This window comes from Marinomonas sp. IMCC 4694, from assembly GCF_008122525.1.
GTDB lineage: Bacteria > Pseudomonadota > Gammaproteobacteria > Pseudomonadales > Marinomonadaceae > Marinomonas.
Genome location: NZ_VSRV01000001.1, coordinates 972,424 through 988,065 on the forward strand (window position 1 = coordinate 972,424; position 15,642 = coordinate 988,065).

At 45.5% G+C, this 15,642-nt stretch carries 16 protein-coding genes; 8 read left to right on the forward strand and 8 right to left on the reverse strand.

The window, feature by feature from the left end:
• The first annotated feature begins 43 nt into the window (after positions 1 to 43).
• Both FXV75_RS04470 and rpoS read left to right on the forward strand, forming a co-directional pair.
• The gene (locus tag FXV75_RS04470; RefSeq protein ID WP_148831377.1) at positions 44 to 880 is read left to right on the forward strand and encodes a peptidoglycan DD-metalloendopeptidase family protein; all 837 of its coding nucleotides are present in this window, start codon (positions 44 to 46) and stop codon (positions 878 to 880) included.
• 28 nt (positions 881 to 908) lie between these two features.
• Entirely contained in the window at positions 909 to 1,925 is a 1,017-nt protein-coding gene (gene rpoS / locus FXV75_RS04475) for an RNA polymerase sigma factor RpoS (protein ID WP_148831378.1), read from the forward strand.
• A 148-nt stretch (positions 1,926 to 2,073) separates the two neighbouring features.
• Here the strand turns inward: rpoS and FXV75_RS04480 are convergent, their stop codons facing one another.
• On the reverse strand, positions 2,074 to 3,498 hold the full coding sequence (locus FXV75_RS04480; RefSeq protein ID WP_148831379.1) for an AhpA/YtjB family protein: 1,425 nt from the start codon (positions 3,496 to 3,498) through the stop codon (positions 2,074 to 2,076).
• A 152-nt stretch (positions 3,499 to 3,650) separates the two neighbouring features.
• On the opposite strand from FXV75_RS04480, the gene serB reads away from it, so the two are divergent.
• Both serB and FXV75_RS04490 read left to right on the forward strand, forming a co-directional pair.
• The gene (gene serB, locus FXV75_RS04485) at positions 3,651 to 4,556 is read left to right on the forward strand and encodes a phosphoserine phosphatase SerB (protein ID WP_148831380.1); all 906 of its coding nucleotides are present in this window, start codon (positions 3,651 to 3,653) and stop codon (positions 4,554 to 4,556) included.
• Positions 4,557 to 4,709: 153 nt separating this feature from the next.
• The gene (locus tag FXV75_RS04490) at positions 4,710 to 5,630 is read left to right on the forward strand and encodes a LysR family transcriptional regulator (protein ID WP_262368460.1); all 921 of its coding nucleotides are present in this window, start codon (positions 4,710 to 4,712) and stop codon (positions 5,628 to 5,630) included.
• A 30-nt stretch (positions 5,631 to 5,660) separates the two neighbouring features.
• Here the strand turns inward: FXV75_RS04490 and glp are convergent, their stop codons facing one another.
• Genes glp through moaA form a run of 3 tightly spaced genes read right to left on the reverse strand, consistent with a single transcriptional unit; the run spans position 5,661 to position 8,416 of the window.
• Positions 5,661 to 6,851, reverse strand: coding sequence for a gephyrin-like molybdotransferase Glp (gene glp, locus FXV75_RS04495; RefSeq protein WP_148831382.1), 1,191 nt, complete (start codon positions 6,849 to 6,851; stop codon positions 5,661 to 5,663).
• Positions 6,852 to 6,856: 5 nt separating this feature from the next.
• The gene (gene moaB / locus FXV75_RS04500) at positions 6,857 to 7,396 is read right to left on the reverse strand and encodes a molybdenum cofactor biosynthesis protein B (RefSeq protein WP_148831383.1); all 540 of its coding nucleotides are present in this window, start codon (positions 7,394 to 7,396) and stop codon (positions 6,857 to 6,859) included.
• A gap of 12 nt (positions 7,397 to 7,408) precedes the next feature.
• Complete coding sequence (moaA, locus tag FXV75_RS04505; RefSeq protein WP_148831384.1) at positions 7,409 to 8,416, reverse strand: GTP 3',8-cyclase MoaA; 1,008 nt, start codon at positions 8,414 to 8,416, stop codon at positions 7,409 to 7,411.
• Between the two features lie 169 nt (positions 8,417 to 8,585).
• Here moaA and FXV75_RS04510 point away from each other — a divergent pair, with 169 nt between their 5' ends.
• Positions 8,586 to 9,452: an acyl-CoA thioesterase gene (locus FXV75_RS04510; RefSeq protein ID WP_148831385.1), complete on the forward strand. Its 867-nt coding sequence runs from the start codon at positions 8,586 to 8,588 to the stop codon at positions 9,450 to 9,452.
• Here the strand turns inward: FXV75_RS04510 and queG are convergent.
• Together queG and FXV75_RS04520 are read right to left on the reverse strand one after the other, a co-directional pair.
• A complete protein-coding gene (gene queG / locus FXV75_RS04515) occupies positions 9,449 to 10,528 on the reverse strand; it encodes a tRNA epoxyqueuosine(34) reductase QueG (protein ID WP_148831386.1) in 1,080 nt (359 codons plus the stop codon). The genes FXV75_RS04510 and queG overlap by 4 nt on opposite strands.
• 58 nt (positions 10,529 to 10,586) lie before the next feature.
• Positions 10,587 to 10,847, reverse strand: a complete 261-nt coding sequence (locus tag FXV75_RS04520; protein WP_148831387.1) for a hypothetical protein — start codon at positions 10,845 to 10,847, stop codon at positions 10,587 to 10,589.
• 434 nt (positions 10,848 to 11,281) lie between these two features.
• Between FXV75_RS04520 and FXV75_RS04525 the strand changes: the two genes are divergently transcribed.
• The 3 genes from FXV75_RS04525 (at position 11,282) to FXV75_RS04535 (ending at position 14,030) form a co-directional block, all read left to right on the forward strand.
• Positions 11,282 to 12,994 carry an acetolactate synthase 3 large subunit gene (locus tag FXV75_RS04525; RefSeq protein ID WP_148831388.1) on the forward strand — a complete coding sequence of 571 codons (1,713 nt, stop codon included), beginning with the start codon at positions 11,282 to 11,284 and terminating at the stop codon, positions 12,992 to 12,994.
• 2 nt (positions 12,995 to 12,996) lie between these two features.
• Positions 12,997 to 13,488, forward strand: a complete 492-nt coding sequence (gene ilvN, locus FXV75_RS04530; RefSeq protein ID WP_148831389.1) for an acetolactate synthase small subunit — start codon at positions 12,997 to 12,999, stop codon at positions 13,486 to 13,488.
• A gap of 80 nt (positions 13,489 to 13,568) precedes the next feature.
• The gene (locus tag FXV75_RS04535; protein ID WP_148831390.1) at positions 13,569 to 14,030 is read left to right on the forward strand and encodes an Lrp/AsnC family transcriptional regulator; all 462 of its coding nucleotides are present in this window, start codon (positions 13,569 to 13,571) and stop codon (positions 14,028 to 14,030) included.
• 3 nt (positions 14,031 to 14,033) lie between these two features.
• On the opposite strand, the gene FXV75_RS04540 is transcribed toward FXV75_RS04535, so the two are convergent.
• Together FXV75_RS04540 and luxS are read right to left on the reverse strand one after the other, a co-directional pair.
• Entirely contained in the window at positions 14,034 to 14,906 is an 873-nt protein-coding gene (locus tag FXV75_RS04540) for a DMT family transporter (protein ID WP_148831391.1), read from the reverse strand.
• A 161-nt stretch (positions 14,907 to 15,067) separates the two neighbouring features.
• A complete protein-coding gene (gene luxS / locus FXV75_RS04545; RefSeq protein WP_148831392.1) occupies positions 15,068 to 15,580 on the reverse strand; it encodes an S-ribosylhomocysteine lyase in 513 nt (170 codons plus the stop codon).
• Positions 15,581 to 15,642 lie beyond the last annotated feature (62 nt).

Below are 15,642 nucleotides of genomic sequence, written 5' to 3' on the forward strand. Positions count from 1 at the left end.
TCGTATGTTGAGGTAACACCTTATTTTTTTCTGCGCTCGTGGAATGTTTCCTTTATTAGTGCTAACTCGTGCTGTCAGCGGGCTGGTCGTTTTGTGCTTTCTGTTGTCTGGGTGCTCTTATGAGGTACTTCATTATTCAGCAAAAAACAATCGTACTTATGCGTCCAATAATGCCAGTGTTTCCTCCGTACCCGCGTCTGGAATTCATCGCGTTGAAAGCGGCGAAACCTTGTTTTCTATCGCTTTTAGATATGGATTAGACTATCGCGAGTTAGCCCAAGCAAATCGTATTGATTCCCCCTATGTTATCTACCCTAAACAAAAAATTCGTCTTGATGTTACGGGTAATCCCCCCGTGAAAGTGGCTAATAATACGAGCACACCGGCGTCTGCGTCGGCTAGAGCTGCAACAGAAATACCCATGAAAATCGTGCCACCAAAACCCATTGCTACGACAAAAGAAGCTAAAAAAATAGCTAAAAGCGACGTGAAAGACGAGAAAATAGCCAGTGGATGGTCGTGGCCAGTTAATGGTACGGTGACTAGGGGCTTTTCAAATGCCGGTGTAAGTAGTAAAGGTATAGACATAAAAGCGCCGCAAGGTGAATTGGTAAAGGCGGCGGCTGATGGAACGGTTGTCTACGCGGGAAGTGGCCTTATTGGCTATGGAAATTTAGTGATTGTTAAGCACAATGACGTGTATTTAAGTGCGTATGCGTACAACGAAAGGATTTTAGTTAAAGAACAACAAAATGTAAGAATGGGCGATTCGCTTGCTGTAATTGGTGGTAAGGGAGAAGAAAGGCCATTACTGCACTTTGAGGTGCGACGTGATGGGCAACCAATTGATCCGCTAGATGTTTTACCCAAAATCAAATAAACGTACTACACGTTTGTAAGGAGGGGACATGAAGTTAGCAAACACGGACAATGAAGCCGTCCATGCCTTGAGAGAAAAGGCAAAAAAGGACGATTTTGAACTTGATACGCTTGAGGATTTACCAAGTGATGAGGCATCGACCGATGAGGAGTTTGAGTCTGCCGTGATGGCTCGGTATGCCGAACCAGAGAAAAATCGTCACCTTGATGTGACTCAGCTTTATCTAAGTGAAATTGGTTTTTCTCCGTTATTGAGCGCCGAAGAAGAGGTGTATTTTTCTCGACTTTCGTTAAAAGGCGACGAGAAAGCGCGTAAGCGCATGATAGAAAGTAATTTGCGCTTAGTCGTTAAAATTTCTCGTCGTTATTTGAATCGTGGCCTTTCATTGCTTGATTTAATTGAAGAAGGCAATTTGGGTTTGATTCGGGCGGTTGAAAAGTTTGACCCTGAGCGAGGGTTTCGTTTTTCAACTTACGCAACGTGGTGGATACGACAAACCATTGAACGTGCCATTATGAACCAAACGCGTACCATACGTTTACCCATTCATGTGGTAAAAGAATTAAATATATATTTGCGGGCAGCCCGTGAGCTTGCTCATAGATTAGACCATGAACCCAGTGCAGAAGAAATTGCCGATATGCTGGATTGCCCTTTAAAAGATGTGCAAAAAATGCTCGGTCTTAATGAAAGAGTCAGCTCGATAGATGCCACATTTGGCGGTGAAAACAACGATAAAAGTTTGGTTGAAGTATTGGCGGACAGCCTTCATCAGGGGCCGGAAGCTGATCGTCAGGATGGCGACGTTCTGCAAAATATAGAGCTGTGGCTGGACGACTTGAGTGAAAAGCAACGAGACGTAATTATACGCCGTTTTGGGTTGCGTGGTCACGAAGCCAGTACCCTAGAGCGTGTTGGTGCTGAGATTGGTTTGACGCGTGAGCGTGTTCGTCAAATTCAGGTGGAAGCACTGCGCAAGATGCGTTTAATTATGGATAAAGAAGGTTTATGTCTAGACGATGTTATTCAATTTGATGAGCGATGATGACGAGTCCGCTGTGAACGATATGGCACTCATCTATTGAATATAACGGATCTCTTCCAGTAAAGTGCGATTAAACTACCCACTCTGATTATTGTGGGTATTTTTTTGTTAAAAATGAGCCATTAAACCTTGTCCATGTTTTTGTGGTTTATTCTGATCCGACAATGCTGGTGATCTGCTTGTGTATTTGCTGGTTGTATTTCTCTGACATGCCTTTTACCTCATAAGCGAGGATTTCATGATGCTCTTCGTCCTCGATTATTTCTGGCAGACCGGTGAAAACACGATTTTGAATGTGTGACAAGGTGAAAATCTCATCACTAATCACTAATTTATTCATGCTATGGGACCGGCTTAAGCAATGAATGTCTTTCAATAGGGTTTCAATTTGATCGGCCTTAAAATTGTTCTCTGAGAGCATCTGTGCAACCTGTGCATTGCCCTGATGAAGGCCTAAATGGAAATTAAGCACTGGGATGTCAACATAGAGATCATTTTTAAGCAGTGTCTCAACCAAGCCTAAAAAGAGCTGGGCGGTACTGACGGCATTGATGTAAAGGTTGTCTTCGCATGTTTTTGCACCGAATAAAACGATCACAGAATCTTTTTTATACTGATGAACCTGCCCCAAATACAGCTCACTGGCCTGAAAAATTGCGCGATAAATGGGGGTTAATAAGTTAGACACTTGCAGTGGTGTCATGTCGTTGTGCCATTCGTCTAAATTACGAATATCAAAATACAGAACACAACTGCGTTGTTTGGATTCTTCAAAGATAGCCTCAAAGTTGATTTCAAATTGAGGTTTCGACAGATGCGTCAGGTTTTCATCTCTGATTTCGGCGTTTGCTTTCTCAATTTCTTTCGGCTGCGTTTGCGATTGTACGACGTGTACCGCATCGAACAGCGTGTGCATTTCTCGGTAGGCCGGTGTTGGTAGCGTACTTAAATGGCGGCCCTTGCTGAATTCAATCAGTGCTGACGAAGCGTCGTTAATGGGCAAGAATAGCCATTTTGTGATGATATTAATCAGTAATAACGCAATGGTTAAAAGAAAAATAGCAACCCCAATGAGTAAATTATTAAGGTGTTGAAGTGTGGCTTGAGCCGGTGTTTTGTCCAATGTAATTAATACATGACCGACGACTTCATCGCGAAATTTTATACTCGAACTGTAAACGCTGCGAACATCGCTGGGGCGGAAGTCTTGCTCAGACTGCATGCCGGAGTGACTACTGTCTGCTTCGGCAAGCAATTCATCTTTTTTGTTGTAGACGCGAGCGCTTAAGATATTGTCATCAACCACGAGTCGATTTAGCAATACATTGAGGCTTAATAGATCATTATTAAGAATAGACTGTGTTGCATTAAAAGCCGCTTGTGTTGCCAAACTACTGCCTAATACCTCTGTTTGCTGTGAAAGGTAACTTCCTAGGGCATGAGTCATCGTGTACCAAAAGATACAGACGGTTAGTATCATTAATGAGAGAAATGTCAGCATAGTGACCGAAGAGGCGCTGAGTTTATGGCGTATAAACAATGAAAGAGCCTTCATTTTTGATTGGGTGTCCATTCATTTCCTTTGGAATTACAGTTACAGCAAGAACAAAAAATTAAGTACCTATAATATAACGGCCGTTTTCTGAATTCTTTAAAGTAGAACAGGTGCTTAGCGAAAAGAAAACGATTTGCTATAGTAGGCGCATTATCGAATTAGGAGCTTTTATGTCGGCCAGTATTACTCTTATAGGGGCGTTGAGTCCCGAATACCTGGATCAATTTATCACCTGGATGCACAAACACCGTTTGTCCGGAAAAAATCAGTGGTTATCTCACAATGCCAATCAAGTGTCGGTTGCACAAATCACACTCAATGACGTTGCTTGCGATGAAGCGGTAATCCGTACCGAATTGTTGGTGTTATCCAATGATACGGGTATTGACCATATTTATCAGTCGACTCAGCTGGATATAAAGACGCCAGGTGTGGCCGTGTTTGATATGGATTCTACTCTGATCAAAGCGGAAGTGATGGACGAGTTAGCGGTTGAAGCCGGTATTGGTGAGCAAGTCGCAGCGGTCACGGCAAGTGCCATGCGTGGCGAGATCGATTTTGTTGAGAGCTTTCAGCAGCGTTTGGCTTTGCTTAATGGGCTCAGCAGCGACGTGATGGAGGGCGTATACCAGCGTATTCAGCCTATGGAAGGTATCGCAACACTGATGTCCGTATTGCATCATTATGGTTGGCATACAGCGATTTTATCAGGCGGCTTTACTTATTTTGCAGACAAAGTACAGGCCGCCTATGGCATGACTGAAGTGCATGCCAATGTGCTAGAGATTAAGAATAATGTGCTTACGGGCAAGTATCTAGGTGATATTGTGGATGGCGAGCGTAAAAAATGGCTACTGACACGCATTGTTGAGCAGCAACATGTGGCTTGGTCACAAACGATTGCATGTGGTGATGGTGCGAACGATTTATTAATGCTGAACCACGCCGCCTTAGGCGTCGCTTTGCACGCTAAGCCATTGGTTAGAGAGCGGGCGCCGTGTCCGATGAACAACCTTGGATTAGAAGGTATTCTGTATTTGTTGGGTATGAGCTCGACAGACATTGCCGCCTTTTAGTGTGGTGTTTTAGTCTGTTTTCTGGGATGGAGCGCTTAATTAACGGCCTAGACTGGTCTCTTGCTTATCGGATTACATAATAATTAGGGCGACCATTAAAAGCTTGTTATGATCCTTTGTTATAACGATAACAAGCTCTATAGAGGTGTTGTTTTGTCAGAGATCAAACTGTCCGATATTGATTTGAATTTGCTGTATATTTTTCAAGTTCTCATCGAAGAATTAAATGTAACGAAGGCTGCAACGCGCTTGAATGTGTCTCAGCCTGCGGTCAGTCGTTCCTTGTCACGTTTGCGAGATGTGTTTGATGACCCCTTGTTTATTCGAACCTCTCATGGATTGTCTGCAACCGCGAAAACGCAAAGCCTGTCTTCTATGTTATCTGATACGTTGAAAGGACTAGAGAGCTTAATCCAGCCCACCGAATTTATTCCCCGAAGTAGTCAGCGTCGATTTATTCTTTCGACAACAGACTTTGGTACGTTAACGGTGTTGCCCAAAATATTAGATCAGTTTCGTCAGGCCGCTCCGAATGCCATTTTAGACGTAAAATCGTGGAACGAAGAGATGGTGGCTGAGCTAGATCATTCTGCGATTGATGTCGCCGTTGCGGTGTTGTCTAAAGAGCCGCCTCCGGGTATCAGAGCGTTACGTTTGAAAAGTGATCGTATGGTGTGCTTGGCTCGTAAAGGCCATTCTAGTATCGAGCAAACGCTCACACTGGAGAACTATTTAGCCGCGTGCCATGTGCAGGTGGTGCTGGGGCGTAGAGAGTATTTTGCGGTGGATCGTGAGCTCGACAAAATGGGGCATAAGCGTCATGTTTCAGTTCACTTGCCTAATTTTGTGCCTGCGGCTCGCGTGGTGATGGAAAGCGATTTATTGCTGACCGTGCCGAGGCTATTTGCTGAGGACATGGCGGGAACGGTTCCGGAAATCGCCGTTCATGAGTTACCTTTTGCTACCCGTGAATTTGATTATTCAATGATTTGGCATGAGCGTTTTCAGCATGACGCAGCGCACCTTTGGTTTAGAGGCTTATTGAAACAAGCCTTCCTTGACGCATCGGTTTAATCGATGCGTCAAGCATAAATCGCTTGCATATTAAAATGCACTAAAGGGAAAAAATGAATATCTTTGGCTCATTTCTATGGGTGTATTGGCTTTAATGTGTAAGTAACCTTGGCTCTCGCAGGCCGCTAACAAAGCACCAGAACTTTGTTGAACATGAGCGTAAGCTAGGCCGTCTTTACTAATAGTAACTCTTAAAAACTCATCTCTTTGAATGGTTTTTTTTCGCTCAAATCCGACGCCAACCAAGTAACCTTGTGGATGATGTGTGTTTGCCCCAGAGCAAACTGACAAGAGCAATCGAGCGAACCAATGGAAAGTGACCAAGGTAGAACTTGGGTTACCGGGTAAACCTAAAAAGGGGGTACCATTCAGCGTGGCATGAACCAAAGGTTTTCCGGGCTTGATAGCGATTTTCCATAAATGCACCGCCCCCAGCGTTTCTAGTACCTGCTTTACGTGATCCTCTTCACCAACCGATACGCCACCCGACGAGATAATAACATCGGAGCTGGCGATCAATGTATTTAAGGCTGCCTCAGTGGCTTCAGGTGTATCCATGGCGTGTAAGCAATGACTGATTTCGTGTCCCGCTTGGGTGACTAGAGCGCAGAGCATGGGCCCATTTGAGTTGTAAATTTGACCGTTTTGCAGCGGCGTCCCCGCAAGGACTAATTCGTCTCCAGTTGTTAATATGCCGACACGTAATCGTTGGTACACACAGACCTGCGTTAAGCCAAGGCTAGAGAGTAGACCCACATGGATCGCTGTGATAGTAGTGCCTGATGGTAATACTGTCTGACCTATTTGCATGTCCTGACCTTGCGGTCGGACATTGTCACCTTGTTTTGGGGCATTAAAAACTAACGAGTTATCAATGATTTGAGCGTTTTCTTGCATGACCACAGTATCTGCACCATTTGGTATGTTCGCACCGGTGAAAATGCGCGCACAGGTCCCTGCTTCGAGTGGCGTGGGGGCTTGTCCCGCCGCAATGCGCTGGCTAACGGCGAAGACCTTACCTTCCTGCCAATCACTAAACGCTAAGGCGTAACCGTCCATGGCACTGTTATCGTGTGGCGGCACCGCCATCTCAGCCACCACATCTTGTGCCAAAATTCGTCCTAAAGCATCTTGTAAGGGGAGGGTGAGTTTAGTCACACGAACGTCAGCGCTGTGCTCAATGTTTTTCAGGGCATCTTCAAATGCCAGTAGTGTCGACATATGAGTTACGCCTTAACATCAGAAGGAACATAAGGGCCGATGAGTAAGCTGACGAAATTACAAGGGCGATGAGAGGCATCTAGTTGTTCTTTTAAAATGCCGTTCCAAGCGGTTTTGCAAGCCCCCGTAGAGCCAGGTAAACAAAAAATCAATGTCTGATTGGCTAACCCTGCAATGGCGCGAGATTGGATAGTGGAGGTGCCAATTTCAAGATAGGAGATATGACGAAATAGCTCTCCAAAGCCTTCAATGTTTTTGTCGAACAAGGGGATCATCGCTTCTGGTGTGCTGTCTCGTGAATAAAAACCGGTGCCGCCTGTGATCAAAACAACGTTGGTGGCGTCGCTGGCGATCCAATGAGACACGGCCGCGCGCATTTGGTAAACGTCATCTTTGACAAGTTTTCGTTCTGATAAATTGTGGCCGGCATGCGTCAATAATTCAATTAAGGCGTCGCCGGAGGTGTCTTCAGCGAGTGAGCGGGTGTCTGAAACCGTAAGAACGCTAATGTTTAAAGGTCGAAAAGGGGTTTGTATTTTAGCCATGGAATTCCTTGTTTAGCCTCCGGTTGCGCTCATAAAGCGTAAAATTTGCGGGGCGTCATCGAGAGTAAAGTGATGTTTATGAGGTTTCAGTGCCAGCGCCTCAATAATGGCGGATTCCAATTGCGCTACGTCATTGGCGGCATCGCCTGTGCGTTGACGAATGGTGGTTTTTAAATCCTTTGAATGCTCGTTGCCCAAACACAGCAATAAGCGACCTTCTACTGTGAGTCGTACGCGATTACAGGCGTCGCAAAAATTGTGACTGTGCGGAGATATAACCCCAATTTTATGATCATAGCCTGCGACCTGATAATAGTTTGTTGGACCGCTGGTGGTCATATTACTTGGGGTTAAGTCATAGTGTTGGCTGAGTGTTTCTATTACGTCATCGCTGGAGAAATACGTCGCAGCGCGGTCGTGATCGGTAATCATGCCCAATGGCATCTCTTCAATGAAACTGATGTCCATTTTTCGTTCTAGGGCAAAGTTGGCGAGATCAAACAGTTCATCGTCATTGTGTTGTTTGAGCATGACGCTGTTGATTTTCAGACGCTTAAAAGGGAGTTGGCTTACCGCATCAATCCCTTCGATGACTTGCTGGAATTTGTCTCGTCGGGTCAATCTATGAAAACGCTCGGCTTTAAGAGTGTCTAAGCTGATATTGATGCGTGACACGCCAGCATCAAGGAGGCTTTGCGCCATTTTATAAAGTTGCGAGCCGTTGGTGGTGATGGTGAGTTCTTCTAACCCTGTTGTGTTAGCGATTTGTTCAATCGCCCATAGAATGTTTTTACGTACTAGGGGTTCGCCGCCGGTAATGCGAATGCGTTTGGTGCCCATGGATATGAAGGTTTTGGCGACGTAGACAATTTCTTCCAGCGACAAAATCTGCTCTCGCGCTAAAAAGGTGACATTTTCATCCATGCAATAGGTGCAACGAAAGTCACATCGATCTGTGACTGAAATGCGTAAATAATCAATTTTCCGACCAAATGGATCGATTAAAGCGGGCGTAGCCAAACAACAATACCTCGTAACGTAGGGCTACATAAAAGCAAAAAAATGCCTATTAAGCAAAGCAGTAGAAAAGATTTGCGATGAGATTCTGTATTTATTCAGCATTACTGCTAAAACCTGTTATTAAAAGGCGGCATAATAGGTGAATACTTAGTCGAAAAGGAGTGTTGTGATGAGATCTGTTGTGAATAACCTGATTGAGTTATTGACGTTAGAGCGTGTATCAAAGACGCAATTTATGGGTCGAAGCCAGGATATTGGATTTCCAAAGCTGTTTGGCGGTCAGGTGATTGGTCAAGGTTTAAGCGCTGCCACGCAGACCGTCGAAGATCGGTTTCCTCATTCATTGCATTGCTATTTTTTGCGCCCGGGCGATTCGTCTCAACCTATAGAATACAATGTAGAAATTGTCCGAGATGGGAGCAGTTTTAGTGTACGTCGTGTTATCGCCTCGCAGTTTGGAAAAAGCATTTTGGCCATGACCGTCTCATTTCATGTTACGGAAGAGGGTTTAGAGCACCAAGATGCGATGCCAAATGTCCCTGGCCCTGAATCGTTTCAGTCTGAATTGTCTCTCTATAGAGCGCATTCAAGTGAAATCCCTGAGAAGGTTCGTGACTTGTTCGTGGCCGATCGGCCGATTGAGTATCGCATTGTGGAAAATCAAAACCCCTTTCGACCTCGACCAGGCATCGCGAAGCGCCATATGTGGATTCGAAGTGTCACGTCTTTGCCTGATGATGCCTTGGTTCACCAGTCTATGCTAGCTTACACAACCGATTACGGCTTTATACAAACCGCGTTAATGCCACACGGCATCTCAATCGGTAGCCCTTATCTTACCGTTGCCAGCCTTGATCATGCCATTTGGTTTCATCGTCCTTTTAGGCTGGACGAGTGGCTGCTGTTTGTCGCAGATTCACCGTCTGCTAGTGCCGGTCGTGGTTTTGTCCGAGGGCAGATTTTTAATCAACAAGGGGCGTTAGTGGCATCAACGGCACAAGAAGGCCTGCTGCGTTTTTCTCATAAAGCGATTTAGCGGGGCAGATCGTGCTGATCTAAAGCCCATTTAATGTGTTCTTTCACTAGATCAGACGCTTTTGGGAGGGCATTTTGTAGCGTTTGAACCGTTAGTGGGTTAGTCGGCGCATTACCGAGGGCAACGGCAAGGTTTCGTTGCCAATTTTCAAATCCTGTACGTCGGATAGGGGAACCTTCTGTATTCTTTAAAAAAGTGGGTTCATCCCATTCGAACAGTTCAACTAAATCGGCTGAATCCAAATTGTGTCTTGGTTGGAAGTCATCTTCTTCGGTGTATTTGGCAAATTTTGTCCATGGGCATACTAGCTGGCAGTCGTCGCAACCAAAAATACGATTGCCCATTTTTCCACGCAATTCAACCGGGATAGGCCCTTTGTGTTCAATGGTCAAGTAGGAAATACACTTACTCGCATCGAGCACCCAAGGTTGAACAAAAGCGTCAGTGGGGCATTGAGTTAAGCAGGCAGTACAGCTGCCGCAATGTCGTGTTGTCGTCGGCGGGTCGACTGGTAATGGCAAATTTGTGAAAATTTCCCCTAGTAAAAACCAGCTGCCGGCTTTGGGCGTGAGAAGCAGCGTGTTTTTGCCAATCCACCCCATACCGGCTTGTTCGGCAATTTGCCTTTCTAAAATGGGGGCGCTGTCGACGAAAGCGCGATAACCATGATCGCCGACGTGCTGTTCTATTTTCTGCGCTAATTGGGTTAAGCGCTTACGGATGAGTTTGTGATAATCTCTACCCAACGCATACCGCGCAATATAGGCTTTGTCTTTGGTTTTTAGTCTTTCAACGGTGGCGACCGATTGGGGTAAATACTGCATTCGAAGGGAAATGACGCGACGAGTGCCGGGGTGAAGTTGCTCAGGATAAAAGCGCATGTCACCGTGATTGGTTAGATAGTCCATGCCAGCATGGTATTCGTTATCCAGCCAGTCGTTAAACTCGTTTTTGTACTGAGCAAGATCGGGCTCGACAATACGCGCTTCGGCAAAACCGAACTCGATCGCCCACGATTTTATATCGTCAACGAGCTGGTTTAAATGGTCTGGGCTGGAGAGCAATGGAGGAAGCAATGGTGAACCAGAAATTGAACGCTAGGCTTAAACAGGGCCCAGCGTATAAAACATTAAATTAGTAAAGCTGAGAATCGCCTTTTACCACATCCATTAGCAATTTTATAAATCTACGGTCGGCTTCTGTGTGTTCTTCTTGAATTTTGATCGTCGTTTGATTTGACACTTCGTCGGCAATACGTTGATAAGCATTCGGCTGATTGATGTTTTCTTTAGCGATACGGACTAACTCACCAGCGAGTTCTGGGTCCATCAACATTTTACGAAAACAACGTGTAAACTCGTCGATAATACGTTGTTGGTTGAGCTCATTAGCCATGGTAAAACTCCTTATGAAATTATCACGCTATGACACCATGAAGTGTAGGCTAGAGCAAGTTTTTATGCGCTTTGTGTTGACAAAATTCAGTCATAAAGACAAAATAAAAACCAATATAATTCGACGACACCCTGTCGATGACCTCTATTTATGAGCCACTAGCTCATCTCAGTCAGATTTTCTGATTAAGCACGAGCATACTTCAACGCAATATTGTTGTTTTATGCTTCTTCTCGCGAAAAGACGCGGGCAGTGTCAAAACTGCGATTTCTTGCGTTTGAGTGATTTTTACTTTTTATAAGCTTCCCTTATTTTAAAAGTTACCTCAGTTAGTTTAGAAACTTCGTTCTATCAACTTTAATCTGCTTGTCTTATGCGGTTACAATAGCCGCACTAAAATTTTAAGACAGATACATACTATAGAGGGTAACAAGGTGGAGTTATTATCCGGTGGTGAAATGATCGCCCGCTTCCTCAAAGATGAGGGCGTTGAATATATCTATGGTTATCCAGGTGGTGCGGCGCTTCATATTTACGATGCTCTGCATCGTCAGTCTGATGTGAAACACATTCTGGTTAGGCATGAGCAAGCGGCAACGCACATGGCAGATGGCTATGCGCGTGCAACAGGTAAAGCGGGGACAGTTCTGGTTACTTCTGGGCCCGGTGCCACAAATACCGTCACGGGTATCGCAACAGCCTATATGGATTCCATTCCTATGGTTATTATTTGCGGTCAGGTTATGAGTTACCTGATTGGCGAAGACGCGTTCCAAGAAACGGATATGATTGGTGTGTCACGTCCTATTGTGAAGCACAGTTTTACGGTCAAGCATCCTTCTGAAATCCCGATGATTCTAAAAAAAGCCTACCATATTGCGAGTACCGGGCGCCCTGGTCCGGTGGTAATTGACGTGCCAAAAGACATGACGATGCCGGGCGACAAATACGAGTATAAATACCCTGAATCGGTGTCTATTCGTTCTTACACGCCACCAACGAAAGGGCACAGCGGTCAGATTAAAAAAGCGGTTGAGCTCTTGTTGGCTGCTAAACGTCCGATTATTTATGCCGGCGGCGGTGTGATTATGGGCGGTGCATCTGAACCCTTGGTGACCTTAGCAAAAGCATTGAATGTGCCGGTTACGAATACCTTAATGGGGTTAGGCGCGTATCCAGGAACCGACAAACAGTTTGTTGGTATGTTGGGTATGCACGGCGCGTATGAGGCGAACATGACCATGCATCACAGCGACGTGATTCTTGCGGTGGGGGCACGCTTTGATGACCGTGTAACCAATGACCCCGACAAGTTTTGTCCCGGTGCTAAAATCATCCACATTGACATTGACCCTGCCGCTATTTCTAAAACCATTCGTTCTGATGTGCCTATTGTAGGACCTGTGAGTCAAGTGTTAGAAGAAATGCTGTCTTTGATCGAAGGTCAAAGTTCTAACACCGAAGCGCTTGTAAGCTGGTGGAAGCAAATCAATGAGTGGCGTCTTGTTCATGGCGGACGTTATGACACCAGCAGCGATAAAATCAAACCACAAGCGGCGGTTGAAGCTTGCTGGCGTGCGACCAAAGGCGATGCGTATGTTGCCTCTGATGTGGGTCAGCACCAGATGTTTGCGGCGCAGTATTACAAATTTGACAAACCAAACCGTTGGGTGAACTCGGGTGGCTTGGGTACCATGGGCTTTGGTCTTCCTGCGGCCATGGGCGTGAAGATGAATTTCCCGAAAGAAACGGTTGTGTGTGTCACCGGCGAAGGCAGTATTCAGATGAATATTCAAGAGCTTTCGACCTGTTTGCAATACGGTTTGCCAGTTAAAATTTTGTGCTTGAATAACGGCTACTTGGGCATGGTTCGCCAATGGCAGGACATGAACTACGAAGGTCGTTACTCGAATTCTTACATGGATTCTTTGCCCGATTTCAAGGTGCTTATGGACGCATACCGTCATAAATACGTAGAGATTCGGACCAAAGATGAGCTAGACGCGAAAATGGAAGAAGCGTTTGCTATGACAGATCAGTTGGTTTTTATTAACTGTTACGTAGATCCAGAAGAACATGTATATCCGATGCAGGTACCTCGCGGTGCAATGCGCGATATGTTCTTGAGCAAGACGGAGCGAACCTAATTATGCGACACATTATTTCTGTATTGATGGAAAATGAGCCCGGTGCGTTGTCGCGAGTGGTGGGTTTGTTTTCTCAGCGTAACTTTAACATCGAATCATTGAACGTAGCGGCCACTGATGACCCTACCTTGTCACGCCTAACCTTAACGACCTTCGGTTCTGACCAAGTTGTCGAGCAAATCACTAAGCAGCTGAACAAGTTGATTGACGTGGTTAAGCTGGTGGACTTGACCGAAGGTCAGCACATTGAGCGTGAGTTAATGTTGGTGAAAGTGCGTGCCACTGGAGCACAGCGTGCTGAAGTAAAACGTACGGTTGATATCTTCCGTGGCAACATTATCGACATGACACCGTCTATTTATACGGTTCAAATTGTGGGTGAGTCCGACAAGCTAGATGGCTTCTTGCAAGCGTTGGGCGGCGCTCACCTTCTTGAAGTGGTTCGTACTGGTGTGTCTGGTATTGCTCGTGGTGAGAAGACGTTGTCTTTGTAGTCTCGGCACTGAAACACCTGACCTAAAAAGCCGCGAATGTTCGCGGCTTTTTTATACATTAAAGAACGGAAGGTCTTCAGATGGATAAAACGAATTGGAAGCTGCTTAAATTATTGGAAGACAATGGCCGTTTAACGTATGCCGAACTGGGCAAGTTGGTTCACTTATCGGCTCCTGCGGTGGCGGAGCGAGTGCGAAAACTCGAAGAATCTGGTGCGATTACGGGCTATGGTGCAAAAATCAACTTAGAAAAGATCGGGATTCCCATAACCGCATTAGTAGAATGCCAAGTCTACCGGACAAAAGAGCGAGAATTTAAAGCGCTGGTTATGAGTCTGAATGAGGTGATTTCTTGTCATAACGTAACCGGTCCATACGCGTTTGTATTACGAGTAGCCGTGCGTTCTATGTCTTTATTGGATGTGCTGTTAGAGCGCCTTATCGACTTAAGTGACACTAATACCATGATGGTGCTTTCAACCCCAGTGTCACGAGAAATGCCGGCAAACATTGAAAAAGGGGCTGAATTAGAGCTCGATTGAACGTTATATCACTGCCGTCGCGATTTTTGGTTTACGCGGCCATTGGCTAATTATCATGCCTGCCATGATGAAGCCACAGCCAAGTAAGGCGCGAGTCGATAACACCTCTTCCATAAACAGCCATCCACCGATGACTGCAAACACGGCTTCTGTCGACAAAATAAGCGCACTGACACTGGGAGAGACGTTTTTCTGTCCTAATGTTTGCAAAGTAAATGCAAGGCCAGAAGACGCGACACCGGCATAAACCAAGGGCCACCAGGCCATTTTAATGCCCTCTATAGTCGGTACTTCAAGTGCAGCGGCGACAATTGTTGCGAGCACGGTGGCGACGAGAAACTGCACAATAGACAGAGGTAAGGCGGCAACAGAACGCGATAAATACCCAATAATCAAAACGTGCCCCGTCCAAAACAACGTACCCAGAAGTGCGAGGGAATCCCCTTTATTAATTGATAGGTTGGGGCCCACTGTCAGGCTATAGAGTCCCACCAAAGCGAGCGCCACGCCAATCCAAGTGTGTTTTTCTGTTTTATGTCCGAGTATGAGTCCCAATATGGGAACAAATACAATATACATGCTGGTAATAAAGCCAGCATTGCCCGCTGTGGTGTACTGCAAACCGACTTGCTGGCACGTAAAACCAAGAAATAGGCAAACGCCTGCGGCGAGACCGCCCAGCCAAAGTGTACGATTGTCTTGGGCAATCTTGGGTTTAAAGATCAGCAGCAGTGGTAAAAGTGAGAGGGTCGCCAGTAAAAAACGTACGGCGTTAAAGCTGTGTGGGCCGAGGCTTTCCATACCAACACTTTGGGCAACGAAGGCAAAGCCCCAAATGGCGGCGGTTGCCCACAAAAAAAGATGTGCAATAGACATAGTATTCTCAGGTCTTAAATGAAGAAGTGAGTATTTTACGGTGGGCCAATGTGTTTCCACAGCGGAACAGAAAGGTAATGTGCGTACTTGGCCTTAGATTAAAAGGAAAAAGGCGACTACAAGCCGCCTTTTGTTAATCTGTTATGACTGCTAATCAGTGATTAGCTATGTTCTTTAAGAAATTCTTCACTCAAGTAAAGGTCAGCATTGCTGTTCACTTTTACATCGCGATCGAGAATCATTTTTGCAATTGCTTGAGCTTCTTCTAAAGAATGCATCTCATACGTGCCGCACTGATATTCATTAAGTTCTGGAATATCTTCTTTGGCTTTTACGTTAAGCACATCGCCCATAGCCGCTTTCCAAGAATCGGCTACTTTCTCTTCAGAAGGGGTGCCGATTAAGCTCATGTAAAAACCCGTGCGACAGCCCATAGGAGAAATGTCGATGATTTCGACGCTTTCACCATTTAAGTGTTCACGCATGAAACCTGCAAATAAATGCTCTAACGTGTGTATGCCACGCTCTGAGAGAATCTCTTCGTTTGGTACGCAAAACCGTAAATCAAAAACCGTGATATCGTCTCCTTTAGGGGTAGACATGGATTTAGCAACGCGCACTGCGGGCGCGTCCATACGAGTGTGATCGACGCGGAAACTGTCTAATAGTGGCATAAAGCGCTCCTGTTTGAATCTGACGAAACAACGGTGTTTCGTAAAATGTAAGACGTTAAGGT

Coding starts and splice junctions, on each gene's coding strand:
- ilvN (WP_148831389.1), top strand. CDS start 12,997: ATGCGACACATTATTTCTGTATTGATGGAAAATGAGCCCGGTGCGTTG.
- glp (WP_148831382.1), bottom strand. CDS start 6,851: ATGTCGACACTACTGGCATTTGAAGATGCCCTGAAAAACATTGAGCAC.
- rpoS (WP_148831378.1), top strand. CDS start 909: ATGAAGTTAGCAAACACGGACAATGAAGCCGTCCATGCCTTGAGAGAA.
- serB (WP_148831380.1), top strand. CDS start 3,651: ATGTCGGCCAGTATTACTCTTATAGGGGCGTTGAGTCCCGAATACCTG.
- luxS (WP_148831392.1), bottom strand. CDS start 15,580: ATGCCACTATTAGACAGTTTCCGCGTCGATCACACTCGTATGGACGCG.
- moaB (WP_148831383.1), bottom strand. CDS start 7,396: ATGGCTAAAATACAAACCCCTTTTCGACCTTTAAACATTAGCGTTCTT.
- FXV75_RS04510 (WP_148831385.1), top strand. CDS start 8,586: ATGAGATCTGTTGTGAATAACCTGATTGAGTTATTGACGTTAGAGCGT.
- FXV75_RS04480 (WP_148831379.1), bottom strand. CDS start 3,498: ATGGACACCCAATCAAAAATGAAGGCTCTTTCATTGTTTATACGCCAT.
- FXV75_RS04535 (WP_148831390.1), top strand. CDS start 13,569: ATGGATAAAACGAATTGGAAGCTGCTTAAATTATTGGAAGACAATGGC.
- FXV75_RS04470 (WP_148831377.1), top strand. CDS start 44: ATGTTTCCTTTATTAGTGCTAACTCGTGCTGTCAGCGGGCTGGTCGTT.
- FXV75_RS04540 (WP_148831391.1), bottom strand. CDS start 14,906: ATGTCTATTGCACATCTTTTTTTGTGGGCAACCGCCGCCATTTGGGGC.
- FXV75_RS04520 (WP_148831387.1), bottom strand. CDS start 10,847: ATGGCTAATGAGCTCAACCAACAACGTATTATCGACGAGTTTACACGT.